This window comes from Micromonospora craterilacus (assembly GCF_003236315.1).
GTDB classification, from domain to species: Bacteria; Actinomycetota; Actinomycetes; order Mycobacteriales; family Micromonosporaceae; genus Micromonospora; species Micromonospora craterilacus.
On sequence record NZ_POTY01000035.1, the window covers coordinates 1 to 25,330 of the forward strand.

Annotated in this window: 21 protein-coding genes; 8 read left to right on the forward strand and 13 right to left on the reverse strand. The window is 72.2% G+C overall.

What is annotated here, in order from left to right; genetic code table 11:
- Positions 1-129: 129 nt before the first annotated feature.
- Genes C1I95_RS08365 through deoC form a run of 3 tightly spaced genes read right to left on the reverse strand, consistent with a single transcriptional unit; the run spans position 130 to position 3,411 of the window.
- The gene (locus C1I95_RS08365; protein WP_111213212.1) at positions 130-954 is read right to left on the reverse strand and encodes an aldehyde dehydrogenase family protein; all 825 of its coding nucleotides are present in this window, start codon (positions 952-954) and stop codon (positions 130-132) included.
- Positions 947-2,377 carry an aldehyde dehydrogenase family protein gene (locus C1I95_RS08370; RefSeq protein WP_111213213.1) on the reverse strand — a complete coding sequence of 477 codons (1,431 nt, stop codon included), beginning with the start codon at positions 2,375-2,377 and terminating at the stop codon, positions 947-949. The genes C1I95_RS08365 and C1I95_RS08370 overlap by 8 nt, the downstream gene beginning before the upstream one ends.
- Before the next feature lie 5 nt (positions 2,378-2,382).
- Positions 2,383-3,411 (reverse strand): deoxyribose-phosphate aldolase, encoded by a 1,029-nt coding sequence (gene deoC, locus C1I95_RS08375; protein ID WP_111213214.1) that lies wholly within the window; start codon positions 3,409-3,411, stop codon positions 2,383-2,385.
- 136 nt (positions 3,412-3,547) lie between these two features.
- On the opposite strand from deoC, the gene upp reads away from it, so the two are divergent.
- Both upp and C1I95_RS08385 read left to right on the forward strand, forming a co-directional pair.
- A complete protein-coding gene (gene upp, locus C1I95_RS08380) occupies positions 3,548-4,180 on the forward strand; it encodes a uracil phosphoribosyltransferase (RefSeq protein ID WP_111213215.1) in 633 nt (210 codons plus the stop codon).
- A 57-nt stretch (positions 4,181-4,237) separates the two neighbouring features.
- Entirely contained in the window at positions 4,238-4,912 is a 675-nt protein-coding gene (locus C1I95_RS08385; RefSeq protein ID WP_111213216.1) for a GOLPH3/VPS74 family protein, read from the forward strand.
- Between the two features lie 71 nt (positions 4,913-4,983).
- Here the strand turns inward: C1I95_RS08385 and C1I95_RS08390 are convergent, their stop codons facing one another.
- Together C1I95_RS08390 and C1I95_RS08395 are read right to left on the reverse strand one after the other, a co-directional pair.
- Positions 4,984-6,648 carry a phospho-sugar mutase gene (locus tag C1I95_RS08390; RefSeq protein WP_111213217.1) on the reverse strand — a complete coding sequence of 555 codons (1,665 nt, stop codon included), beginning with the start codon at positions 6,646-6,648 and terminating at the stop codon, positions 4,984-4,986.
- A 48-nt stretch (positions 6,649-6,696) separates the two neighbouring features.
- The gene (locus tag C1I95_RS08395) at positions 6,697-8,796 is read right to left on the reverse strand and encodes a protein kinase domain-containing protein (protein ID WP_111213218.1); all 2,100 of its coding nucleotides are present in this window, start codon (positions 8,794-8,796) and stop codon (positions 6,697-6,699) included.
- A gap of 205 nt (positions 8,797-9,001) precedes the next feature.
- Between C1I95_RS08395 and C1I95_RS08400 the strand changes: the two genes are divergently transcribed.
- Both C1I95_RS08400 and C1I95_RS08405 read left to right on the forward strand, forming a co-directional pair.
- Positions 9,002-10,585: an acyl-CoA mutase large subunit family protein gene (locus tag C1I95_RS08400; RefSeq protein ID WP_111213219.1), complete on the forward strand. Its 1,584-nt coding sequence runs from the start codon at positions 9,002-9,004 to the stop codon at positions 10,583-10,585.
- Between the two features lie 460 nt (positions 10,586-11,045).
- Complete coding sequence (locus C1I95_RS08405; protein WP_111213220.1) at positions 11,046-12,305, forward strand: amidohydrolase; 1,260 nt, start codon at positions 11,046-11,048, stop codon at positions 12,303-12,305.
- Here the strand turns inward: C1I95_RS08405 and C1I95_RS08410 are convergent.
- Positions 12,262-13,257 (reverse strand): DUF4349 domain-containing protein, encoded by a 996-nt coding sequence (locus C1I95_RS08410; RefSeq protein ID WP_111213221.1) that lies wholly within the window; start codon positions 13,255-13,257, stop codon positions 12,262-12,264. The two genes, C1I95_RS08405 and C1I95_RS08410, sit on opposite strands and share 44 nt — an antisense overlap.
- Before the next feature lie 114 nt (positions 13,258-13,371).
- Here C1I95_RS08410 and C1I95_RS08415 point away from each other — a divergent pair, with 114 nt between their 5' ends.
- The 3 genes from C1I95_RS08415 to C1I95_RS08425 are packed head-to-tail and all read left to right on the forward strand — an operon-like array spanning position 13,372 to position 15,735.
- Positions 13,372-14,004, forward strand: a complete 633-nt coding sequence (locus C1I95_RS08415; protein WP_111213238.1) for an MBL fold metallo-hydrolase — start codon at positions 13,372-13,374, stop codon at positions 14,002-14,004.
- Between the two features lie 4 nt (positions 14,005-14,008).
- Entirely contained in the window at positions 14,009-14,938 is a 930-nt protein-coding gene (locus tag C1I95_RS08420; RefSeq protein ID WP_111213222.1) for a hypothetical protein, read from the forward strand.
- A 59-nt stretch (positions 14,939-14,997) separates the two neighbouring features.
- Entirely contained in the window at positions 14,998-15,735 is a 738-nt protein-coding gene (locus C1I95_RS08425) for an SCO6745 family protein (protein WP_111213223.1), read from the forward strand.
- A 94-nt stretch (positions 15,736-15,829) separates the two neighbouring features.
- Here C1I95_RS08425 and C1I95_RS08430 read toward each other — a convergent pair whose 3' ends face one another.
- Positions 15,830-16,285 carry a gamma-glutamylcyclotransferase gene (locus C1I95_RS08430; RefSeq protein ID WP_111213224.1) on the reverse strand — a complete coding sequence of 152 codons (456 nt, stop codon included), beginning with the start codon at positions 16,283-16,285 and terminating at the stop codon, positions 15,830-15,832.
- A 106-nt stretch (positions 16,286-16,391) separates the two neighbouring features.
- On the opposite strand from C1I95_RS08430, the gene C1I95_RS08435 reads away from it, so the two are divergent.
- Complete coding sequence (locus C1I95_RS08435; protein WP_111213239.1) at positions 16,392-17,795, forward strand: NAD(P)H-quinone dehydrogenase; 1,404 nt, start codon at positions 16,392-16,394, stop codon at positions 17,793-17,795.
- On the opposite strand, the gene C1I95_RS08440 is transcribed toward C1I95_RS08435, so the two are convergent.
- The 6 genes from C1I95_RS08440 to C1I95_RS08465 all read right to left on the reverse strand — a co-directional run bounded on the left by C1I95_RS08440 (position 17,752) and on the right by C1I95_RS08465 (position 25,303).
- Positions 17,752-18,501, reverse strand: coding sequence for a DUF998 domain-containing protein (locus tag C1I95_RS08440; protein WP_111213225.1), 750 nt, complete (start codon positions 18,499-18,501; stop codon positions 17,752-17,754). The genes C1I95_RS08435 and C1I95_RS08440 overlap by 44 nt on opposite strands.
- Before the next feature lie 385 nt (positions 18,502-18,886).
- Entirely contained in the window at positions 18,887-20,809 is a 1,923-nt protein-coding gene (locus tag C1I95_RS08445; protein WP_438941296.1) for an ABC transporter ATP-binding protein, read from the reverse strand.
- A 113-nt stretch (positions 20,810-20,922) separates the two neighbouring features.
- Positions 20,923-22,656 (reverse strand): ABC transporter ATP-binding protein, encoded by a 1,734-nt coding sequence (locus C1I95_RS08450; RefSeq protein ID WP_111213227.1) that lies wholly within the window; start codon positions 22,654-22,656, stop codon positions 20,923-20,925.
- Complete coding sequence (locus C1I95_RS08455; RefSeq protein ID WP_111213228.1) at positions 22,650-23,117, reverse strand: MarR family winged helix-turn-helix transcriptional regulator; 468 nt, start codon at positions 23,115-23,117, stop codon at positions 22,650-22,652. The genes C1I95_RS08450 and C1I95_RS08455 overlap by 7 nt, the downstream gene beginning before the upstream one ends.
- 90 nt (positions 23,118-23,207) lie before the next feature.
- A complete protein-coding gene (locus tag C1I95_RS08460; protein WP_111213229.1) occupies positions 23,208-24,647 on the reverse strand; it encodes a GuaB1 family IMP dehydrogenase-related protein in 1,440 nt (479 codons plus the stop codon).
- A gap of 59 nt (positions 24,648-24,706) precedes the next feature.
- Positions 24,707-25,303: a LysE/ArgO family amino acid transporter gene (locus C1I95_RS08465; protein WP_111213230.1), complete on the reverse strand. Its 597-nt coding sequence runs from the start codon at positions 25,301-25,303 to the stop codon at positions 24,707-24,709.
- Between the last annotated feature and the right edge of the window lie 27 nt (positions 25,304-25,330).

Below are 25,330 nucleotides of genomic sequence, written 5' to 3' on the forward strand. Positions count from 1 at the left end.
CCCTGAAGCCGCACCCCACGGACGCGCCGTGCCCAGGTCAGGGTTTCCGGGGGAGCCCACCCGCGGAGGGATCAAGCCTGACCGCCCGGAGCGGGTGGGCTCCCCCGGAAACCCACCCAGCCCAGCGACTCAGACACCCTTCGGATGCCACACCGTCTTCGTCTCCAGCAACGCCGTCATCCGGCCAAGACCCGGATCCGCCGACCAGTCGTGATCAGCCCGCACCGGCCGGAGCACCCGCTTGAGGTTCTCCGCCGCCTTGACCTCCAGGTCGGCCGCCAGCTCGGCGTCGGGCACCCCGGTCAGGTCGATCGCGTTGACGTCCATGTGCCCGGCCAGCGTCGGCACGGTCTCCGACAGCCGGCCGGTCAGGATGTTGACCACCCCGCCCGGCAGGTCGGAGGTGGCCAGCACCTCGGCCAGGGTCACCGCGGCGAGGGGGGCCGCTGGCGAGGCGGCCACGACCACGGTGTTGCCGGTGACGATCGCCGGGGCGATCACGCTGACCAGGCCGAGCAGCGCCGGTGCCTCGGGGGCCACCACGGCCACCACGCCGGTCGGTTCCGGCGCGGAGAGGTTGAAGTACGGCCCGGCCACCGGGTTCGCGCCGCCGTACACCTGGGGCAGCTTGTCGGACCAGCCGGCGTACCAGACCCAGCGGTCGACCGCGGCGTCCACCTCGTCGCCCGGCACACCGAGGGCGACGAACTGCTCGCGCCGCCCCTCCAGCATCTCGGCGACCCGGTAGAGGATCTGGCCCCGGTTGTACGCGGTCGCGCCGGCCCACCCCTTCACGGCGGCGCGGGCGGCCACCACGGCGTCCCGCGCGTCCTTCCGGGAGGCCAGCGACACGTTGGAGTCCTGCACGATGTACGACCGTCCCGACTCGCTACGCGGGAACTTCCCGCCGATGAAGAGCTTGTACGTCTTGCGTACCGCGACCCGCTCAGACATTGAGGTACGCCTCCAGCCCGTGCCGGCCGCCCTCGCGACCGTAGCCCGACTCCTTGTAGCCGCCGAACGGCGAGGTGGGGTCGAACTTGTTGAACGTGTTGGCCCAGACCACACCGGCGCGCAGCCGGTCGGCCATCCACAGGATCCGGGAACCCTTCTCGGTCCAGATCCCGGCCGACAGCCCGTACGGCGTGTTGTTCGCCTTCTCCACGGCCTCGGCCGGGGTGCGGAAGGTAAGCACGGACAGCACCGGGCCGAAGATCTCCTCCCGGGCGATCCGGTGCGCCTGGGTGACCCCGGTGAAGATGGTCGGCGCGAACCAGAAGCCCCGCTCGGGCAGCTCGCACGGCGGCGACCACTGCTGTGCGCCCTCGGCGGCGCCGGCGGCGGTCAGCTCCCGGATCCGGGCGAGCTGGGCGGCCGAGTTGATCGCGCCGATGTCGGTGTTCTTGTCCAGCGGGTCGCCGACCCGCAGCTGGGCCATCCGGCGCTTGAGCGACTCCAGCACCTGGTCGGCGACGGATTCCTGGACCAGCAGCCGGGAGCCGGCGCAGCAGACGTGCCCCTGGTTGAAGAAGATCCCGTTGACGATGCCTTCGACCGCCTGGTCGACCGGGGCGTCGTCGAAGACGATGTTGGCGGCCTTGCCGCCCAGCTCCAGGGTGAGCTTCTTGCGGCTGCCGGCGACCGCGCGGGCGATGGCCCGGCCGACGTCGGTGGAGCCGGTGAAGGCGACCTTGTCCACGCCCGCGTGCTCGACCACCGCCCGGCCGGTCTCGCCGGCGCCGGTGACGATGTTGACCACGCCGGCCGGCAGGTCGGCCTGCTGGCAGATCTCGGCGAAGAGGAGCGCGGTCAGCGGGGTGGTCTCGGCCGGCTTGAGCACCACCGTGTTGCCGGCGGCCAGCGCCGGGGCGATCTTCCAGGCCAGCATCAGCAGCGGGAAGTTCCACGGGATGACCTGCGCGGCCACGCCCAGCGGCTTCGGGTCGGGGCCGAAGCCGGCGTAGGGCAGCTTGTCCGCCCAGCCGGCGTAGTAGAAGAAGTGCGCGGCGACCAGCGGCAGGTCGACGTCCCGGGATTCCTTGATCGGCTTGCCGTTGTCCAGCGACTCCAGCACCGCCAGCTCGCGGGACCGCTCCTGGATGAGCCGGGCGATCCGGAACAGGTACATGGCCCGGTCCCGGCCCGGCATCCGGCCCCAGACCTTCTCGTACGCCTTGCGGGCGGCGCGGACGGCGCGGTCCACGTCCTGGCTGCCGCCCTCGGCGATCTCGGCGAGCACCTCCTCGGAGGCCGGGTTGATCGACTTGAAGCTGCCGCCGTCGGTCGGGTCGACGAACTTGCCGTCGATGAACAGCCCGTACGAGGGCTTGATGTCCACCACCGAGCGCGACTCGGGGGCGGGTGCGTATTCGAACATCGAGTTCAGTCCAGGGTGAAGTAGTCGGGGCCGGCGTAGACGCCGGTCGTCAGCTTGGTGCGCTGCATCAGCAGGTCGTTGAGCAGGCTGGAGGCGCCGAACCGGAACCAGTCCGGGTCCAGCCAGTCCGGCCCGACGGTCTCGTTGACCATGACCAGGTACTTGATCGCGTCCTTGGTGGTCTTGATGCCGCCGGCCGGCTTCACGCCGACCTGCCGCCCGGTGGCGGCCCGGAAGTCGCGGACCGCCTCCAGCATCACCAGGGTCACCGGCAGGGTGGCCGCGACCGGGACCTTGCCGGTAGAGGTCTTGATGAAGTCACCGCCGGCCAGCATCGCCAGCCAGGAGGCGCGGCGCACGTTGTCGTAGGTGGCCAGCTCGCCGGTCTCCAGGATGACCTTGAGGTGGGCGTCCCCACAGGCCTCCTTGGTGGCGACGATCTCGTCGTACACCTCGGAGTACCGGCCGGCCAGGAACGCGCCCCGGTTGATGACCATGTCGATCTCGTCGGCGCCGGCCGCGACGGCCGCGCGGGTGTCGGCGAGCTTGATCTCCAGCGGCGCCTGACCCGACGGGAACGCGGTGGCCACGCTGGCCAGGTGTACTACGCCAAGTCCGGCCGGCGCGACGCCGTCCGGCTGTCGCGGTCCGCCGGATGGCCGCCCGGACCCGGCGCCGGATCCGCGCAGCACCTCGGCCACGTACGGGACCATCGCGGGGTAGACGCAGACCGCGCCGACGTGCGGGCAGGACGGATCGGCCGGGTCCGGCCGCAGCGCCTTGGCGGCGAGCGCGCGCACCTTGCCGGGCGTGTCCGCGCCCTCCAGCGTGGTCAGGTCGACCATCCGGATCGCGAGGTCGATCGCCTGGGCCTTGGCGGTGGTCTTGATGGATCGGGTGCCGAGCTGGGCTGCCCGCTGCTCCGCGCCGACCTGGTCCACGCCCGGTAGGCCGTGGAGGAAGGTCCGCAGAGCGGTTTCGGATCGTCCCAGCTCGGAGAGGTCCGACCGGGCCGACGTCGCTGTCGCCGTCATGGCCTGAAGTCTACGCAGGTGAAAGACGAGTGATCTTGACCACTGCCACCGCTCCGGGAGCGTTCCGCGTGAGCGACGTCGCTGGTCGGGCCACGGGCCGGCGCGCCGCTGACCGGGCCGGGTAGGTTGAGCGTTCGTGGACGTACTCGTCATTGATCACCCGCTCGCCCAGTCCCGGTTGACCGCCATGCGGGACGAACGGACCGATTCCGCCTCGTTCCGGGCCGCGCTGCACGAACTCACCACCATGCTGGCGTACGAGGCCGCGCGCTCCTTCCCAGTCGAGAAGTACCCGGTGCAGACCCCGGTGACCAGCACCGAGGGCACCCGGCTGGCCAACCCGCCGCTGCTGGTGCCGGTGCTGCGGGCCGGCCTCGGCATGGCCGACGCCGCGCTCGCGCTGCTGCCGGAGTCGTCGATGGGCTTCGTCGGGCTCGCCCGCGACGAGGAGACGTTCGAGCCGCGCGCCTACATGGAGTCGCTGCCTCGGGACCTGAGCGGCCTGCCGGTGCTGGTCCTCGACCCGATGCTGGCCACCGGCGGTTCGCTGGAGCACTGCTGCCGGCTGCTGGCCGAGCGCGGCTGCACCGACATCACCGTGCTCTGCGTGCTCGCCGCACCGGCGGGCATCGAGCGGCTGGAGCGTTCCGGCCTGCCGCTGCGCCTGGTCACCGCCGCGATCGACGAGGGCCTCAACAACAGCATGTTCATCGTGCCCGGCCTCGGTGACGCGGGCGACCGGCAGTTCGGCGGCATGCCCCGGTTCTGACGCGCGGCGGCGGTTTGTCCCGCGGGTGGTGGCGTCCAGCGGCTAGCGTCTCGGACCATGACTGCTGTTCCGCTCGCGGAGGAACTGCTCCTCCTCGCGTACGACGACGAGACGGGCAAGGCGAGCATGCCGCGGATCAGCCTGGATCTGGGGATGGCCGCGGCGGTCCTGATCGAGCTGGCGCTGGCCGGGCGGATCGCGTACGCCGACGGTGCCCTGACGGTGGTGAACCCGACACCGACCGGTGAGCCGGTCACCGACGACGTACTGGCCAGGATGGCCGCCGACACGCCGCACAGCCCGTCGTCCTGGGTCCAGCGGCTGCGGCACGGCTTGCGCGACAAGATCCTCGGCGACCTCTGCGACCAGGGCGTGGTCCGGGATGTCGACGAGACGGAGCTGGGCTTCATCCACGTACACCGGTATCCCGTGGTGGACCGGTCGGTGGAGGCGGACACCCGGGGCCGGCTCGCCGAGGCGCTCACCGGGGCCGCCCCGGACGAGCGGACGGCCGCACTGGCCACCCTGGTCGCCGTGCTCCGGATGGAATCCGCGCTCGGCGTCGGCGGCGAGGCGGCCGACGACGCCCGCCGCCGGCTGGACGAGATCGCCACCGGCGCCGGCTTCTCCGGCCAGGTCAGCCTGGACGACTCGGTGGTCCGCCCCTCGGTCGGCCTGGTGGTGGCTGCCCTGGGCCGCGCCGTCGAGGCCGCCCTGGGCCCCCGCCGCTGACTCCGCTCCCGCCGGAGCGAAGTTAAGAGGGGGCCCTTCCTATACCGCAGGCGTTAACAAGGGGCCCTTCCTTACACGCCCAGGGCGGTTGCGGTTTCGGCGCGCAGGGCGGCGACGGACGCCGCCGCGCGGGTTCGCGCCGCGGCGACGTCGCCGTCGGTGACCGGTTCCACCACTTCGAGGTACGCCTTGAGCTTCGGCTCGGTTCCGGAGGGGCGGATCACCACCCGAGCCCCTTCGGTACGCAGGATCACCACGTCCGCCTCGGGGAGCAGGTCCTGTGCCGAGGTGACCGGCTGCCCGAGCAGGGTGGTCGGGGTGGCGGCCCGGACCCGGGCCATCGCGTCGGCGATCAGCCGCAGGTCGTCGACGCGTACCGAGAGTTGGTCGGTGTGGTGCACGCCGAACTCGGCGGCCAGCTCGTCCAGCCGGTCGGTGAGGGTGCGGCCCTGCACCTTGAGGCCGGCAGCCAGCTCGGCAACGGTCAGCGCGGCGGTGATGCCGTCCTTGTCCCGGACGTGCCCCGGGGCGACGCAGTAGCCGAGCGCCTCCTCGTAGCCGAACACCAGCGGCTCGGCCCCACCGCCGGCCCGGACGATCCACTTGAACCCGGTGAGCGTCTCGTCGTACGGCAGGCCCCGCGCGGCGCACATCGCCCGCAGCAGCGACGAGGAGACGATGGTGGTGGCGTACAGGCCGGTCACCCCGCGCCGCATCAGGTGGTCGGCGAGCAGTACGCCCACCTCGTCCCCGCGCAGCATCCGCCAGCCCGAGCCGTCCCGTACCGCTACCGCGCACCGGTCGGCGTCCGGGTCGTTGGCGATGGCCAGGTCCGCGCCGGTGGACTCGGCGAGCGCGACCAGCCGGTCCACCGCGCCCGGCTCCTCCGGGTTGGGGAAGCTCACGGTCGGGAAGTCGGGGTCCGGTTCGGCCTGGTCCGGCACCACCCCGGGCACCGGAAAGCCGGCACTCGCGAAGGCCGCGGTGAGCACCGCCGCACCGACGCCGTGCAACGGGGTGTACGCCACGGTCAGCTCACGGGGGCCGCCCGGCGTGCACACCTGCACCGCCCGAGCCACGTACGCGGCGGCCAGATCGTCGCCGAGCACCTGCCCGGCGGGGCCGAGCGGCACCTCGGCCAGCGGGCCGACCGCGCGGATGGCGGCCTCGATGCCGGCGTCGGCCGGCGGCACGATCTGCGCCCCGGCGCCCAGTTCTCCGCCCAATTCGGCACCGAGGTACACCTTGTAGCCGTTGTCCTGCGGCGGGTTGTGGCTGGCGGTCACCATCACCCCGGCGACCGCCCCCAGGTGCCGCACCGCGTACGCGAGCACCGGAGTGGGTAGCGGGCGGGGGAGCAGCAGCGCCGGCCGTCCCGCCCCGGTGGCCACCCGGGCGGTCTGCTCGGCGAACGCGCGGGAGCCATGCCGGGCGTCGTACCCGATCACCAGCGGGCCGGTGCCGCCCTGGGCGGCGAGCCAGGCGACCAGCCCGGCGGCGGCCTGGGTGACCACCGCGAGGTTCATGCCGTTGGGGCCGGCCCGTAGCGGCCCGCGCAGCCCGGCCGTGCCGAAGGTCAGTGGCCCGGCGAACCGGTCGGCCAGCTCGGGCGCGCTGGCCGGGAGTTGGTCGAGCACCGCCCGCAACTCGGCCCGGCCGGCCGGGTCGGGGTCGTCGGCGAGCCAGCGCTCGGCCCGCTCGCGGATGGTGTCGAGGTCAGTGGTGTCCGCCGCCATTGCCTCTTGATAGCACGGCGGCGGATCACCCCGGACGCGTGCCCCGGCTCAGCCGGCGGCGGTGAGCTGGAACGACTTGACCATCTCTTCGTAGATCGGCTTGCTCTCCTCGAACTGGGCGTCGTTCGAGGTCAGGTAGAAGGAGTAGATCCGCCCGTCGTGGGCCACCCCGTGCCACACCCCGTGCCGCATGGTCTCGCCCTCGCCGCAGGTGTACTCGAACTCGGCCGAGGGCTTGCCGGCCAGCTCCTTTTCGGCCATGGAGATCTGGGTGTAGGGCTTGGCGCACGAGGTGGATTTGGTCCGCAGGAAGTTCTCGGCGCTCTGGGCCCAACGGGCCGAGGTGGTGGATACCTTCTCGTTGAGGATCCGCACCCGCCGGCCGTCGTCCTCCGGGTCGGTGTAGTCGATGTAGACGGCACCGCTGGGTGCGCTCTTCTTCCAGCCCTTGGGCACCAACATCTGCACCCCGCGGGCCGAGTGCTCCTGCATCGCGATGCTGGGCGTTTCCTCGGCGGTGCTGGACGGATCGGCCACCGGGGTGGACGGTGGCGGGTCGCCGCCGCTGGTGAGCGCCACCACACTGATCAGCAGGATCACCGCGAGGCCGCCGGCCGCGGCCAGTTGCATCTTGCGCGGCCAGCCCTTCACGGTGTCGACCAGGCGGGTGCCGGCCGCCTTCGCCCGGTCGACCGGACTGCCGCCCGAGGCCGGGGCCGGTGGCGCACCGTACGGCTGGTGGGGCGCCGGCGCCCACTGGGCGCCGCCGTAGCCGCCGAGCTGCTGGGTCGCCTCCGGCTGCCCCCCGAAGCCGTACTGCCCGGCGGTCGCCCCGGCGCCGATCCGCTGGGTGGCGTCGGCCCCGATCCGCTGGGTGGCGTCCGCGCCGATCCGCTGCGTGGCGTCCGCCCCGATGTGCTGCGTGGCGCCCGCGCCGATCCGCTGGGTGGCGTCGGCGCCGCCGCCGTAGGTGCGACCGGCCGGCGGGGACTTGGCGGCGCCCTGCTGCGGCGGCCGGGCCAGCGTGTCGGCGCTGGTGTCCTCCATCAGGGCGGCGTTGGCCGCGGCGGCCTGGCCGGGGCGCTCGCCCCGGCGCAGCGCGGCCAGCCGATCGGTCAGCGACTCGCCGGGCGCGAGCATCGCCCGGCCGCCGATCTGCCCGGACGGTGTGGGCTGCGCCGATGCGGCCGGTGCGGTGACCGGCGCGGGCTGCGGCACCTGCATCACCGAGTACGGATCGGTCATCGAGTTGACCGCGGCGGCGGTGCTGCTCAGCGGCCCGGCGAGCAGCTCGCGCAGCATGGCGCGGGCGGTGTGCACGTCGAGCCGCCGGGCCGGGTCCTTCTCCAGCAGGCCCATCAGCACCCGGGTCAGCGGGCCGCTGCGCTGCGGCGGGGCCGGCGGATCTTCCACCACCGCGTGCATGGTCTCGATCGGGTCGCCCCGGTCGAAGGGCGGCCGGCCCTCCACCGCGGTGTAGAGCGTCACACCCAGCGAGAACAGGTCGCTGGGCGGGCCGAACTCCTGCCCCATGGCCCGTTCGGGCGAGATGAAGTGCGGTGAGCCGAGCACCATGCCGGGCGTGGTGAGCTGCACGTCGGTGGGCATCCGGGCGACCCCGAAGTCGGTCAGCACGCACCGGCCGTCGGAGCAGATCAGCACGTTGGCGGGCTTGACGTCGCGGTGCAGCACGCCGATCGCGTGGGCCACCTCCAGCGCGCCGAGCAGCGCAATTCCGATCTTGGCGACCACCCGCTGAGCGATCGGCCCGTCCTCGATCACCATGTCGGCGAGGCTGCGGGCGTCGAGCAGTTCCATCACGATCCACGGCCGGCCACCCTCGGTGACCACGTCGTACACCTGGACCACCGCCGGGTGGGCGATGGCGGCGGCGGCACGGGCCTCACGCAGGGTGCGTTCGTACATCGCGTCGCGGTCGCTCGGGGCCAGCCCCGGCGGGAGGACGACCTCCTTGACCGCCACGTCACGGCGCAGAAGTGTGTCTGTGGCCCGCCAGACCGTACCCATGCCACCGTTACCCACCGTGGAGCGCAACGAGTATCGGTCACCGATGACGGTGCCGGGTGTCGCGCGTCCGTTGGTGGGGGTGCTGACTGGTCCGCCGCTCCACGTCGGGATCTGAGTCACAGAAAAGCCACCGGGGGAAGTCGAGAGGGCTGGGACACAACCCCCCTATCTTGCTGGTTCAGACGCCCGATGCGAAAGCCGGCGCGACGGACGTTTCCCGTACTCGACGGTACGTGTGCAGGCACTCACCTCTTGTCGTCGCCCGCCGGTGCGGTGTGCGGTATCCCTCACCCAGTTCCGGGCCCGATCGTCCTACCATCCGGTAATGAGCGAACGGCGGTCAAGCGAGTCCGGTTTCCCGATCAAGGGCGTCTACACGGCGACCGACCTTCCGGGTGACCTGGACTCCCGGCTGGGCGTGCCGGGCGAGTTCCCGTACACCCGTGGGGTCTACCCCACCATGTACACCTCCCGTCCCTGGACCATGCGCCAGTACGCCGGCTTCGGCACCGCCACCGAGTCCAACGCGCGCTACCACCAGTTGTTGCGGGCCGGCACGATGGGTCTCTCGGTCGCCTTCGACCTGCCCACCCAGATGGGCTACGACTCCGACGACCCGATCGCGCACGGCGAGGTGGGCAAGGTCGGCGTGGCCATCGACTCCATCGAGGACATGCGGTTGCTGTTCGACGGCATCCCGCTGGACAAGGTCTCCACCTCGATGACCATCAACGCGCCCGGCTCGGTGCTGCTGCTGCTCTACCAGCTGGTGGCCGAGGAGAACGGGGTGCCGGGCGCGGCGCTCAACGGCACCATCCAGAACGACATCCTCAAGGAGTACATCGCCCGGGGGACGTACATCTTCCCGCCGAAGCCCTCGCTGCGGCTGGTCGCCGACACGTTCGGCTACTGCCGGACCGAGGTGCCGAAGTGGAACACCATCTCCATCTCCGGCTACCACATGGCCGAGGCCGGTGCCTCGCCGGTGCAGGAGATCGCTTTCACGCTGGCCAACGGTGTCGAGTACGTGCGGGCCGCGATCGCCGCCGGGCTGGCCGTGGACGACTTCGCACCCCGGCTGTCGTTCTTCTTCGTCGCCCGCACCACCCTGCTGGAGGAGGTGGCGAAGTTCCGCGCCGCTCGGCGGATCTGGGCCCGGCTGATGCGCGACGAGTTCGGCGCGAAGAACCCGAAGTCGATGATGCTGCGCTTCCACACCCAGACCGCGGGCGTGCAGCTGACCGCCCAGCAGCCCGAGGTCAACCTGGTCCGGGTGGCGGTGCAGGGGCTCGGCGCGGTGCTCGGCGGCACCCAGTCGCTGCACACCAACAGCTTCGACGAGGCGATCGCCCTGCCCACCGAGAAGGCGGCCCGGCTGGCGCTGCGTACCCAGCAGGTGCTGGCGTACGAGACGGATCTCACCGGCACCGTCGACCCGTTCGCCGGGTCGTACGTGGTCGAGGCGATGACCGCCGAGATCGAGGCGGCGGCGGACGCGCTGATGACCCGCGTCTTCGAGCACGGGTCGGCGGTGGACGCCATCGAGGCGGGCTTCCAGAAGCGGGAGATCGAGCAGTCCGCGTACCGGATCGCGCAGGAGATCGACTCGGGCGAGCGGGTGGTGGTCGGGCTCAACCGGTTCGCCATCGACGCCGAGGAGCCGTACGAGCCGCTGCGGGTCGACCCGTCGATCGAGGCGGCGCAGGCCGAACGGCTGGCCAAGCTGCGCGCCGAGCGGGACGGTGCCGCCGTCGAGCGGGCGCTGGCCGAGTTGCGTACCGCCGCGTCGGGCACCGGGAACGTGCTCTACCCGATGAAGGAGGCGCTGCGCGAGCGCGCCACCGTGGGCGAGGTGTGCGGGGCGCTGCGCGAGGTGTGGGGCCTGTACCGCCCGACCGACCGGTTCTGAGCCGGCCGGGTCGGCCTTCCGCTCGCGGAGCGTGTCGGGGCGGCCGTCCCGGGTATTCCCCTCCCGGGTGATCTCGTGACGCACAGATTGTGCGGTCGCGGGGTGCCCGGACGTGTGAACGTCCACGGGTGTCCGTTGCCAGGAGTGGTCGGGTAATTGTCGTAACGTCAGTTAATCGGCGTGACTAATGCGACAATTCGGAACGATGGCGATGGGTTCAGAAGATATTTCTAACCTGTGGGCACGGTTACGCGTTGTAGGAGGTGAGAGGCGGATGACGGCGTTCGACCGCGATCTACCTGCTGTCCCGCACGCCTACGCGCGCTCTCAGCAGGGCATACGTGACGCTGTGCGGTCCGATCATCACCGGAACGAGGTTGCGCAGCGTTACCGCCGTGGGTCTACGCTGTCTGCTGTTCCCGATGATCCATCCATTTCTAGTGATCGAGAAGAATTCGACGTGACGAGTGCGTTGACGATGCCGACCGGCAACCAGCTGGCGCCGTCCTGGCCGGAGGCGCCATCCGGTGCCCAACCCCTGCCCTTCGAGCTGGACCACCTGCTCGCCCTCCGGGTACCAGGCCTGATCGCTACCCGCCGTCACATCCACTCGCACCCCGAGCTGTCCGGCGAGGAGTTCGAGACCACCGCGCTGATCGCCCGGGAGCTCTCGCTGGCCGGGCTCAACCCGCGGCTGCTGCCCAAGGGCAACGGGGTCATCTGCGACATCGACGGCCGCCCGGACGGGCCGGTGATCGCACTGCGCGCCGACATCGACGCGCTGCCGCTGACCGACGTCAAGGACGTGCCGTACCGCTCCACGGTGGACGGCGTCTGCCACGCCTGCGGCCACGACGTGCACACCACGGTCATGCTCGGCGTCGGCATGCTGCTCGCGCAGCTCGCCGACCTGGGCGAGCTGCCGGGTCGGGTCCGGCTGATCTTCCAGCCCGCCGAGGAGATCCTGCCCTGCGGCTCGCTGGAGGTGATCGAGGCCGGCGGTCTCGACGACGTGGTGCAGATCTTCGCGTTGCACTGCGACCCGAACCTGCCGGTCGGCCAGGTCGGCCTGCGGGTGGGGCCGATCACGGCCGCCGCCGACAACGTCACCGTCCGGCTCACCGGGCCGGGTGGCCACACCGCCCGCCCGCACCTGACCGTCGACCTGGTCGACGCCCTCGGCCGGCTGATCACCGAGGTGCCCGCCCTGGTCAGCCGCCGGGTGCCGGCGAACAGCGGCCTGCTGCTGGTTTTCGGCCACGCCTCCGCCGGCACCCGGTACAACGTCATCCCGTCCGAGGCGTCCGCCTCCGGCACGCTGCGGGTGATGGACCGCGACGCCTGGGAGATGGCCCCGAAGATCGTTTCTCAGGTGGTCCGGGACGTCATCGCCCCCACCGGGGCCACGGTCGACCTGGAATACCTGCGCGGACGCCCGCCGGTCTGCAACGACGCCCAGGCAATCCGGGTGCTGACCGCCGCCACCACCACGGCGCTCGGCCCGGAGGGCGTCGCGGAGACCCCGCAGAGCATGGGCGGCGAGGACTTCTCCTGGTATCTGGAGTACGTCCCCGGCGCCCTGGCCCGGCTCGGGGTCGGCCGCTCCGGGCCGAACGTCGACCTGCACCGGGCGTCGTTCGACGTGGACGAACGGGCCATCCCGGCGGGCGTACGGCTCATGGTGCAGACCGCGCTCCAGGCACTGGCGGCGGTGCGCTGACCCCGGGCGGTGGCGGTGCGCTGACCCCCGGCGGTGGCGGCGTGCCGACCGGCGCGACCAGCGCCGGCAACGCGGGCCGGTTCCGGCGGCGCCGGCGGCTCCACCACCACAGCGCCCCGAGCGGTACGCCGAACACCAGCAGCCACGGCAGGATCGCCCCGAGCACGGTGAGCAGCACGGTCATCGAGGCCAGGAAGACCTTCCAGCCGCCCTTGAGCCCGACCAGGAAGCCGATCTGGCTCTCCTCGTCGGTGGTGCTCGCGTCCGGGCCCACCAGGGTGACGGTGATCGTGGACAGCGCGGTCAGGTCGCCCAGCCGCCGCTTCTTCGCCTCCAGCGAGGCGAGGTCGGCCTCCCGGCGGGCCAGCTCGTTCTCCACGGTCACCAGATCACCGATCGAGCTGGCCTGGGCGAGCAGCCGACGCGCGCTCTCCACCCGGGCCCGCTGGCTGAGGATCCGCGCGTCGAGGTCGATCGTCTCCTCGGTGACGTCCTGGGTGTCGATCTGCCGGCGTTCCTGGACGCCGAAGCCCGCGACTTCCTCCACGACTTCGTAGAACCGCGCCGCTGGCACCCGCAGCTGCAACTCCGCCACCGCGTCGGCGTCGGCGCTGCGGCGCTGGTCGCCGCCGACGAAACCACCGGCCCGGGTGGCCGTGGCGACGGCGTCACGGGCGGCGGCCTCCACATCGTCCACCTTCAACTGGATCGATCCGGTGTAGATGATCGCGCGTTGGTCGACCCGGGTGTCCGTCGCCGTGCCGGCACCGGCCTGGTTCTGTTCCGGAGCCCCGGCGCCCGGCCCGTGGGCCGGCGCTTCGGCTCCGGCCGCGTTCTCCGATGTCGCCGCCGTGTCGTCGCTGCCGCTGCCGCTTCCGCAGCCGGCGAGCACCAGCAGCGCGACCATTGCCGCCGCCGTCGTCCCGCGACGGCGGCCTCTTCCTACTCGCATCCCCGTTCCCCTTTCGCCTACCCCGGGAGGTGATAGCTCAGACGCCACGCGGCGTCCCACGGGTTCCGGCAGACTGCGCTCAGGACGTCACGATTCGATATGGGAGGCATCACGATGCGGCTCACCAAGTACGCCCACTCGTGCCTGCGGGTCGAGCACGACGGGGGAGTGCTGGTCGTCGATCCCGGAATGTTCAGCGAGCCGGCCGTGGCGCTGGACGGGGCCGACGCGGTGCTGATCACCCACGAGCACCCCGACCACCTCGACGTCGAGGCGGTCAACCGGCAGTTGGAGCGGCGTCCGTTCGTCATCCACGCACCGGCGTCGTTGGCCGGCCCACTCGGCGACGCGGCCGAGGTGCTGCGCCCGGTCAACCCCGGGGAGTCGTTCACCGCCGCCGGCGTCTCGATCCGGGCCTACGGCGGGCGGCATGCGGTGATCCACCCCGACATCCCGGTGGTGGACAACCTCGGTTACCTGGTCAACGACATCGTCTACCACCCGGGAGATTCGCTCGTCGTCCCGGACGACGTGCAGGTCGACACCCTCTTCGCGCCGATCCACGCGCCCTGGTCGAAGTTCTCCGAGGTGGTCGACTTCATCCGCGCGGTGGCCCCGCGTCGGGTCTTCGCGCTGCACGACGCCCTGCTCAACGACAACGGGTATGCCGTGCTCGACCGGCAGTACAGAGCCCTGTCCGGCAGCGAGTACCAACGGCTGGAGCCGGGCAGCCGGATCGACGGCTGAGCCGATGCCCGGCCCACCCCCCGATCTCGTCGAGCAGCTCTACCGCACTCCGCCGGACCGGTTCGTCACCGCCCGGGATGCCGCCGCCGCCGAGGCGCGTCGGGCCGGCGACCCGAGGTCCGCCCGGGAGATCGCCCGGCTGCGCCGGCCCACGGTCGCCGCCTGGCTGGTCAACCTGCTCGCCATCGAACGGCCCGAGCTGGTGGCCGACCTGGTGCAACTGGCGGACGCGCTGCGGGCCGCCCAGCGCGAGCTGCGCGGCCCGCGCCTGCGGGAGTTGTCCGCGCAGCGGCGAGCCGTGGTCGGCGCGTTGGTCGCCGAGGTACGCCGGCTCGCCGCCGGTGTCGAGGGAGCCCCGTCGGCCGGGAAGTTGCCGCTGGCCGAGGTCGAGGCGACGCTGAACGCCGCCCTCTCCGATGCCGGGGTGGCCGAGCAGGTGCGCTCCGGCCGGCTGCTGCGGCCCGCCCACTACGCCGGATTCGGCGAGGTGCCACGGCCGCAACTGCGCCTGGTGACCGGCGGGGAGGAGTTGCCGCCCGCACCGACCCAGCGCTCGCAGGAGCGGGGCGCGCTCCGTGCCGACCAGGCGCAACGTGCCGCTCGGGCCGAGCGGGCCCGCCGTCGCAAGGCGCTGGAGAAGGAACTGACGCGGGCGCGTACCGACCAGGAACGGGCCGAGACGGACCTGGCCGGCGCGGTGGCGGCCGAGCGCGACGGGGCCGCCGCGCTGGACGCGGTGGAGGCGGAACTGGCCGAGCTGGAACGCCGCCGGGCCGTCGCCGAGCAGGAACTCAGCCGCTCCCGGTTGGCCCGTCGGGCGGCCGAACGGGCCGCCACCGCCGCCCGCCGCCGCAGTGGCGAGGTCGAGGCCGCGGTGGAGGCACTCGACGCCGAGGAGGAGGATGCCGGCGCGGGCGGCGGCCCGGCAGACTGATTCGTCATGGGTGGAACTTCGGGCGGATCCGTCAACGACCAACCCTCGGGCGGGCAGGGATGACCCCGGAGCAGGTGGCCACGGCCAGCAAGCCGGCGGTGCTCGCGCTCGGCGAGGCGTACAACCGGTGCCCCACCACCCTGCGCCGGGCCCGGCTGCTCGGCATCTCCGGCTGGGCCTTCTACATCACCGGCCGGGCCGGCGCGCTCGGCGACGTACGGGCCGAGACGGTGGCCGCCGCGCTCGGCTTCATCGCCCCCGACGCGGTGGCCGACGGCTGGGACGCCGCCGCCCGCACGGTACGGCCGTCCGAGGTGGCCGCCGCCAGCCTCGCCGAGTGCTGCCGGTGGGGCGAGGATCGCCTGGCCGCCCTGCCTCGCGTGGACCTGCTGGCCGCGTTGGTGGAGCGGGCCGTCGCGGCGGCCGACGCCAGCGGGATGCCGCTGTTCGCGGCGTGGCGGGCCATGCCGTCGCTGGCCCGGACCCCCGGTGCCCGGGTCGCCGCCGGGCTGCGCCTGCTCCGGGAGCACTTCACCGGCGCCCACCTGGTTGCCGTCCGGGCCAGCGGGATGACCCCGCTGGAGGCGGTGCTGGCCGGCCCGGAGGGGGAGAGCGGGGCGGTGGCCTGCGGATGGCCCCCGCCATACCCGCCGGTCGGGCCGCTGGTGCGGCGCCGGCTGTGGGCCGAGGCGGTGACCGACCGGCTCGTCGCGCCCGCGTTCGCGGTACTCGGCCCAGCCGACGGTGCCGAGCTGGTGGAGCTGCTGGCCGCGGCGCGGGCGCACATCGAGGGCTGACAAACAGCCCGAAATGGCGCGGAACGCCCGGGTGTCCGGGGCCGCCGCCCGACCCGATGGCGACCGGTAGCAGACTGGGGAGGTGGGATACGCGCTACGCCGACGCGGTGCCGGTGGGGCGGGACCGCAGTTCGACGACGTAGTCGTCCGGCGCACCCGCCTTCTCGGCGGCGTTCGCGATCTCCGACAGGTACCACGAGGTGGGCAACCCGCCCTCGTAGCCGTCGAAGACGTACATCCAGGCCGTCACGTCGCCGTCCAACGTCGAGATGCGTACGGTCAGCTTCCGGTACGTGCCCGAGGTGACGCCCTCGATCTCGTCCAGCTGCGCCGCGTCGTACGGGTGGATGTCGTAGAGCGCCACGAACACCCGGTCGCCGGGCGACTCGGCCACCGTGCTGACCGCGCCCTCCCAGCCGATGACGTCCTCACCGGCGAAGGTGAGCCGCCAGCCCTCCAGCCAGCCGACACCCACCATCGGCGAATGCGGACAGTAGGCGCGCATCCGGGCGGGGTCCAGGTTCGAGCCGTAGGCGGCGTAATGACGCACGGCGATGACGATAGCCCGACCGGCGCGTCGGGGAGAATACGACGGTGCGTGTCGGACGCATCGGGGAGAAGAAAGTCACTGTGAGCATGGACGAGGGGCGGTCGTGGTGAGCCGGATCGTGATCATCGGCGGGGGGCCGGCCGGCTACGAGGCGGCGTTGGTCGCCGCCCAGTTGGACGCCGACGTCAGCGTCGTGGAGGCCGACGGCGCCGGCGGGGCCTGCGTACTGTCCGACTGCGTACCGTCGAAGACGTTCATCGCCAGCTCGGAGGTGGTGACCGGGTACCGGGACACCGAGGTGTTCGGGGTGCACTCCGACGGCCTGGAAGCGGTCACCGTCGACGCCCGGGCGGTCCACGAGCGGGTCAAGCGGCTCGCCCTCGCGCAGTCCGCCGACATCCACGCCAAGCTGGTCAAGGCCGGGGTCACCTTCGTCTCCGGCCGGGCCCGGCTGGGCGAGGACACGCTCGGTCACACCCACCAGGTGATCGTCACGCCGGAGGGCGAGGAGGCGGCGTACTCGATCGGCGCCTCGACGGTGCTGATCGCCACCGGGGCCACCCCCCGCCAACTGCCCACCGCCGTCCCCGACGGGGAGCGCATCCTGACCTGGCGGCAGGTGTACGACCTGCCCGAGCTGCCGCAGCACCTGATCGTGGTCGGCTCCGGCGTGACCGGTGCCGAGTTCGCCAGCGCGTACCTCGCGATGGGCATCGAGGTGACCCTGGTCTCCAGCCGGGACCGGGTGATGCCGCACGAGGACGCCGACGCCGCACAGGCGATCGAGCGGGTCTTCCGCGCCCGGGGCATGAGCATCCTGAACAACTCCCGCGCCGAGGGGGTACGCCGGACCGACAGCGGCGTGGAGGTCACGCTCGCCGACGGTCGCAAGGTGTACGGCTCGCACGCGCTGATCGCGGTCGGCTCGATCCCGAACACCGCCGAGCTGGGGCTGGCCGAGTACGGCGTCGAGCTGGCCCGGGGCGGGTACGTGACGGTGGACCGGGTCTCCCGGACCAACGTGCCCGGCGTCTACGCCGCCGGTGACTGCACCGGTGTGCTGCCGTTGGCCAGCGTCGCCGCCATGCAGGGCCGGATCGCCATGTGGCACGCGCTCGGCGAGGCGGTCCGGCCGCTGCGGCTGCGGACCGTCGCGGCGAACGTCTTCACCGACCCGGAGCTGGCCACGGTGGGCGTCTCGCAGGACGAGGTGGACGCGGGCAAGGTGCCGGCCCGGCAGGTGATGCTGCCGCTGGCCGGCAACGCCCGGGCGAAGATGGACGAGGTGGCGGACGGTTTCGTCAAGTTGTTCTGCCGCCCCGCCAGCGGCCAGGTCATCGGCGGCGTGGTGGTCGCCCCCAAGGCCAGCGAGCTGATCCTTCCCATCACCATGGCGGTGGAGAACAACCTCACCGTCAACGAGCTGGCCCAGACCATCACCATCTACCCGAGCCTCTCCGGCTCGATCACCGAGGCCGCCCGCCAACTGATGCTCCACGAACTGGAGTAGCCCCACCCAACCTCTCGCCGATCATTGAGCTGTGCTGGCCGATCGGTGCCGTTTCGCGGCCGCTGTGGGGCTCCACAACTCCATGATCGCGGGGCTGGGAGAGGGCGGCGGCCAGGAGGGTGAGGAGGGCGATCTCGGTGAGGATCAGGGCGCGTTCGATGAGGCCGTAGAGGGCGCGCTCGCCGGGGTAGGCGGACCAGACCATGACCCCGGCGAGGAGCAGGCTGGCCAGGGCCAGGGCACGTAGCCAACGGGCGGTGCGGGCGTCGGCGGGCAGTCGGGCGGCGAGCAGCCAGCCGGCGATCGGCAGGGCCACGAAGGCGACCACCGAGGCGTACCGGTGCACGTAGGCGGCGGTGTCCATGGCCGTGCCGGGCGGATTGGTGGGCACCAGCCCGGACAGCAGCAGCCCGCCGGCCCAGACCGCCAGCAGCCACTCGGCGGCCCGTCCTCGGCTCGCTGCCGGCCGTCCCCACCCGGCGGGCGGGCCGAGGCGGCGCAGGGCCGGGACGAGTACGGCGGAGGCCGCGGCGATCAGCAGCATCGCCACGTGGATGACGCCGCCGGAGTCGGAGACTGCGTAGTCGCTCACGGTCAGGCTCACCGGGTCGAGGTCTTCCACACCGGCGTGACCGATGACGGCGAGCAACGCCGCGAGGGCGATCCCACCAAGGGCCAGTACACCGTTGTTCCGGGTTCCAGGCATGCCTCAGCGTCTCGCCGCGAGCACCCCAGGCGGATCCGGGACGAGCACCGAAATCGAACCCGGGGACCACCCCTACCGGTCATCGCCCGACGGCACGCGCCGACCCTGACGGCGGGTCCGGGATCACCGTAAGCGGTTCCAGGCCGCCGTGACCAGCGCCACCTCGCCCGGCCCGGTTCCGCGACCGTGGGTGGTGCCGTCGCGACCATGAGAGATCGAAGGCGGTTCCCGGCGGGCCGCAGTCGCCGGATCGCCGTCCGGCGGCGTACCGTTATCGGCGCGCGCCCGGCGCGCGTCGGGTCCCCCGTTCCTGACGCCCGGGCCGCCGTCGGGCCGCTGGCAGGTCCCGTGCCAGCGGCCCGACCCTAGTGCGCTACCGGCGGGGTCACCCCGCGGTCGACCCCGCCGGTAGCGCCACCGGGTCGTCCCCGCTGACCGCCTGATGGAACTGGGATTGGTAGAGCCGGTGGTACGCACCGTGCGCCGCGAGCAGTTCCTCGTGGGTGCCCTGCTCGACGATGCGGCCGTTCTCCATCATCAGGATCAGGTCGGCGTCGCGGATGGTGGAGAGCCGGTGCGCGATGACGAAGCTGGTCCGCTCCGACCGCAGGGCCGCCATCGCCCGCTGGAGCAGCACCTCGGTACGGGTGTCCACCGAGCTGGTCGCCTCGTCGAGAATCAGCAACGAGGGCTCGGCGAGGAACGCCCGGGCGATGGTGATGAGCTGTCGCTCGCCGGCGCTGACATTGCTCCCCTCCTCGTCGATCACCGTGTCGTAGCCGTCCGGCAGGCTGTGCACGAACCGGTCCACGAAGGTGGCCCGGGCGGCGGCGAGGATCTCCTCCTCGGTGGCGTCGGGCCGCCCGTACGCGATGTTGTCGCGGATGGTGCCGCCGAAGAGCCAGGTGTCCTGGAGCACCATGCCGATCCGGCCGCGCAGGTCGTCACGGCGCATGGCGGTGATGTCCACCCCGTCCAGGGTGATCCGGCCGGCGTCCAGCTCGTAGAAGCGCATGATCAGGTTGACCAGGGTGGTCTTGCCCGCGCCGGTCGGCCCGACGATGGCCACGGTGTGACCGGGCTCGGCCACCAGTGACAGATCCTCGATCAGCGGCTTCTCCGGGGTGTACCGGAAGGAGACGTGCTCGAACTCGACCCGGCCGTGCGGGTCGGTCACGCGGGCCGGCGCGACCGGGTCCGGGGTCTGTTCCTCGGCGTCGAGCACCGCGAAGACCCGTTCCGCCGAGGCCACCCCGGACTGGAGCAGGTTGGCCATCGAGGCGACCTGGGTGAGCGGCTGGGTGAACTGCCGGGAGTACTGGATGAACGCCTGCACGTCGCCCAGGCTCATCGTCCCCGACGCCACCCGGAGCCCGCCGACCACCGCGATCGCCACGTAGCTGAGATTTCCGATGAAGAACATCGCCGGCATGATGATCCCGGAGATGAACTGGGCACCGAAGCTGGCCTGGAACAGCTCCTCGTTCTTGGCGTGGAAGGCCGCCTCCACCTCGCGCTGCCGGCCGAAGACCTTGACCAGTTCGTGGCCGGTGAACGCCTCCTCGATCTGGCCGTTCAGCTCGCCGGTGTGGGCCCACTGGGCGATGAACTTGCGCTGCGACCGCTTGGCGATCTGACCGGTCACCACCACCGACAGCGGCACCGCGACCAGCGCCACCAGGGCGAGCAGCGGCGAGATCCAGAACATCATGCCGAGTACGCCGACCACGGTGAGCAGCGAGGTGAGCAGCTGGCTCAGCGTCTGCTGGAGGCTCTGCGAGATGTTGTCGATGTCGTTGGTGACCCGGCTGAGCAGCTCACCGCGGGGCTGCCGGTCGAAGTAGGGCAGCGGCAGCCGGTTGAGCTTGTCCTCCACGTCGGCGCGCAGCTTGAGCACGGTCCGCTGGACCACCCCGTTGAGCAGCCAGCCCTGCCACCACATCAGCAGGCTGGCCGCCAGGTAGAGGCCCAACGCCAGCAGCAGCACCCGGCCCAGCGCCGCGAAGTCGATGCCCACCCCGGGCATCACGTCCATCCGGGCGAGCATGTCGGCGAAGTTGTCGTTGCCGGCTGCCCGGGCCGCGTTCACGGCCTGCTCGGTGCTGCTGCCCGCCGGCAGTTGCCGACCGATCACCCCGGTGAAAATCAGGTCGGTGGCATGCCCGAGCACCTTCGGCCCGATCACGCTGAGCCCGACGCTGACCAGCGCGAGCGCGATGACCGCGACGAGGTGCAGGCGCTGTGAGCGGAGCCGGCCCAGCAGGCGCCGGGCGCTCGGCCCGAAGTTCATCGAGCGTTCGGCGGGCATCCCCGCGCCCATGAACGGGCCGCCGCGCTGTCCGCCGGGTGGCAGCCGCTTCGGCGTCCGCCCGTCGGCGGACGGCTGCTGCGGAGGTACGCCCCGCACTCGCTCCCGCTCGCTCATGCCGGCACCTGCGCGGTCTGCTGGGACGCCACGATCTCCGCGTACGTCGGGCAGGTCTGTAGCAGGTCCTCGTGTCGGCCCATCCCGACCACGCCCCCGTCCTCCAACACGATGATCTGGTCGGCATCGACGATCGTGGAGACCCGCTGGGCGACGATCACCACCGCGGCCTCGGCGGTGATCGGCCGCAGGGCCGCCCGCAGCCGCGCGTCGGTACCGAGGTCGAGCGCGGAGAACGAGTCGTCGAAGAGGTAGATCTCCGGCTGCCGGACCAGGGCCCGGGCGATCGCCAGCCGCTGCCGCTGCCCGCCGGAGACGTTCGTGCCGCCCTGCGCGATCGGCGCGTCCAGTCCGTCTGGCATGGCCTCGACGAAGTCCCGGGCCTGGGCGATCTCCAGCGCCGTCCAGAGTTCGTCGTCGGTGGCGTCCGGGTTGCCGTAGCGCAGGTTGCTCGCCACCGTGCCGGTGAACAGGTACGGCTTCTGCGGAACCAGCCCGATCCGGCGCCACAGCTGGTCCGGTGCGAGTTCCCGGACGTCGACCCCGTCGACCAGCACCGCGCCGGCGGTCACGTCGACCAGCCGGGGGATCAGGGAGAGCAGGGTGGTCTTACCCGCGCCTGTGCTGCCGATGACCGCCGTGGTGGTCCCCGGCGTCACCTGGAACGAGACGTCCCGCAGCACCGGCTCGGCAGCGCCCGGGTACTGGAAGCGCACGTTCCGCAGCTCCAGATGGGCGTGGGCCGGTGTCTCGGCGACCGGGTTCGCGGCGGGCACCACCGAGGACTCGGTGTCGAGCACCTCCTCGATCCGCTCGGCGCAGACCGCCGCGCGAGGCACCATCATCAGCATGAAGGTGGCCATCATGACGGCCATCAGGATCTGCATCAGGTACTGCAGGAAGGCGGTGAGCGCGCCGATCTGGATCGCCCCGGCGTCCACCCGCTGCGCGCCGAACCAGAGCACCGCCACGCTGGAGACGTTGAGCACCAGCATCACCACGGGGAAGATCAACGCCATCAGCCGGCCGGTTCGCAGTGCGGTCGCGGTCAGCTCGGCGTTCGCGGTGCCGAAACGGCGCGTCTCGTACGGCTCCCGGACGAACGCCCGGACCACCCGGATTCCGGTGATCTGCTCTCGCAGCACCCGGTTGACCGTGTCGATCCGGGTCTGCATGAGCCGGAAGCCGGGCACCATCCGGCGGATGATCAGAGCCAGCGCGATCGCCAGCACCGGTACGCAGACCAGCATCAGCCAGGAGAGCCCGACGTCCTCCCGGAGCGCCATCGCCACGCCACCGACGCTCATGATCGGGGCGGCGACCAGCATGGTGCAGCTCATCAGCACGAGCATCTGCACCTGTTGCACGTCGTTGGTGTTCCGGGTGATCAGCGACGGGGCGCCGAAGCGGGCGACCTCCCGGGCCGAGAAGCGGTTGACGTGCCCGAAGACCGTCGCCCGCACGTCCCGGCCGAAGCCCATGGCTATCCGCGCGCCGAGGTATACCGCCATGATCGAACAGACGATCTGCACCACGCTCACCGCGAGCATCCACCCGCCGGTACGCACGATGTAGTCGGTGTCGCCCCGGGCGACGCCGAGGTCGATGATGTCGGCGTTGAGGCTCGGCAGGTAGAGCGAGGCCATCGTGCCGACGAACTGGAGCAGCACCACGGCGGCCAGCGGCCGGTGGTAGGGCCGCAGACCGCTGCGCAGCAGCCGGATCAACACTTCGGGCCTCCCGTCATCGTGCCGGGGTCCTCGCCGCTGCCGATGACCTCGAGCAGGAACCGCCGGACGATGGCTGCCTTGGCCGGGTCGGCGTCGACCGAGGTGAGCGGACGTCGGGACTGGATCGCGGCGGTGAGCGCGTCGACCCGGGCCCGCCCGGCCGGGGTCAGCGCGAGCTTGACGCTGCGCCGGTCGTGGTCGTCGCGCTGCCGCTCCACCAGGCCGTCGCGTTCGAGGGTGTCGACGATGCCGGTGAGGGTGGCCGGGCGGACGAAGCACAGCTCGGCCACCGCCCGGTGCGGCAGCTCGCCGTGCTGGGCGAGGGCCATCAGGGTGACCATCCCGGACTGGGTGAGGCCGTGTTCGTCAGCGAGGTAGCGATTCCACCGCTGGCTGGTGAGGTGCCCGGCGACCACCAGCAGCCGGCCGAGTGGCACGTCTCCCAGCTGGATCAGACTCATGGCCCGCAGATTAGCTCCCTGATAGTCAGGGGCCAAACGAATTTGCCGCGGCAGTGGCGACGAACACGATCCGTACCGTCGGCGCGGGCCTCACCAGCTCGTCGGCAGCGGCATCCCCTCGGTGTAGCCGGCGGTGCTCTGCACGCCGACCAGCACCCGCTCGTGGAACTCGGCCAGCGTGCGGGCGCCGGCGTAGGTGAACGCGCTGCGTACCCCGGAGATGATCTCGTCGATCAGGTCCTCCACCCCGGGGCGGGCCGGATCCAGGTACATCCGGGCCGTCGAGATGCCCTCCTCGAAGATCGCCTTACGGGCCCGGTCGTACGCGCTGTCCTCGGCGGTCCGGGCGCTGACCGCCCGCGCCGAGGCCATCCCGAAGCTCTCCTTGTACCGCCGGCCGTCCGCGTCGGTGTAGAGGTCGCCGGGCGACTCGTAGGTGCCGGCGAACCACGAGCCGATCATCACGTTCGACGCCCCCGCGGCCAGCGCCAGCGCCACGTCCCGTGGATGCCGCACCCCGCCGTCGGCCCAGACGTGACGGCCCAGTTCCCGGGCCGCCGCCGCGCAGTCCAGCACCGCCGAGAACTGCGGCCGGCCCACCCCGGTCATCATCCGGGTGGTGCACATCGCGCCCGGGCCGACACCGACCTTGACGATGTCCGCACCCGCCTCGACCAGGTCGCGTACGCCGTCGGCGGTGACCACGTTGCCGGCCGCCACCGGGACGCCCGGGTCGACCCGGCGGACCGTCCGCAGGGCGGAGATCATCCGCTCCTGGTGGCCGTGTGCGGTGTCCACGACCAGGGTGTCCACCCCGGCCTCCAGCAGCGCCGCCGCCTTGCCCGCCACGTCCCCGTTGATCCCCACCGCGGCGGCGATCCGCAGCCGGCCCCGGTCGTCCACCGCCGGCCGGTAGAGCGTCGCCCGCAGCGCGCCCGGCCGGGTGAGCACGCCGACCAGCCGGCCCTCGCCGTCCACCACCGGAGCCAGTCGGCGCCGGCCGGCCGAGAGCCGGTCGAAGCCGGTACGCGGGTCCGCGTCCGCCGGCACGGTGTGCAACTCGGTCGACATCACGTGCCGTAGTTGCGCGAAACGGTCCACCCCGACCGTGTCGGCCTCGGTCACCACGCCCAGCGGACGGCCGGCCTCGTCGACCACGATCACCGCGCCGTGCGCCCGCTTCGGCAACAGGTGGATCGCGTCGCCGACGGTGTCGGTGGGGCCGAGCGCGATCGCGGTGTCGTGCACCAGGTGCCGCTGCTTGACCCAGCCGACGACCTCGGCCACCACTTCGATCGGGATGTCCTGCGGGATCACCGCGATGCCGCCCCGCCGGGCCACCGTCTCGGCCATCCGTCGGCCGGCGACCGCCGTCATGTTCGCCACCACCAGGGGGATCGTGGTGCCCGTGCCGTCGCCGGTGGCCAGGTCGACGTCGAGCCGCGAACCCACCTCGGAGCGGGCCGGGGCCATGAACACGTCGTTGTAGGTCAGGTCGTACGCCGGAGTCGCGCCATTGAGAAACCGCACCCGGCCATCATTCCTGCCCACCGCCGGTCGCGCCGCCGGTGGTAAGCGAAAACACCCGCTCAGCCCAGCAGCAGCGCCGCCGCCACCACGACCATCACCGCCGCGATCACGCCGTCCAGGACCTGCCAGACCCGGCCCCGGGCGAGCAGTGGGGCGAGCCGGTACGCGCCCGCGCCGAGCGCGGTGAACCAGACCACGCTGGCCGCCGCCGCACCGAGGCCGAACAGCCAGCGGTGCGGGTGCTGCTGGGCGATGCCGCCGAGCAGCAGCACGGTGTCGAGGTAGACGTGTGGGTTGAGGTAGGTGAAGGCGAGGCAGGCGGCCAGCGTCGCGCCGAGCCGGGCCGGCGGTCGTTCGGCCGGCGTGAGCGCGCCGGGGCGCAGCGCGCGGCGGGCGGCGAGGGCCGCGTACCCGAGCAGGAACGCCGCGCCGCCCCAGCGGATCGCGGTGAGCAGGTCGGGCCGCCCGGTCACCACGGTTCCCACCCCGGCGATCCCGACGCCGATCAGCAGGGCGTCGGAGACGGCGCAGGTCAGCACGACCGGCAGCACGTGTTCCCGGCGCAGGCCCTGGCGGAGCACGAAGGCGTTCTGCGCGCCGATGGCGACGATCAGGGCGATGGACAGCGAGAAGCCGGCGAGGGCCGAGGTGAGCATGTGCCGACGGTAGGAGCACGGGCTCAC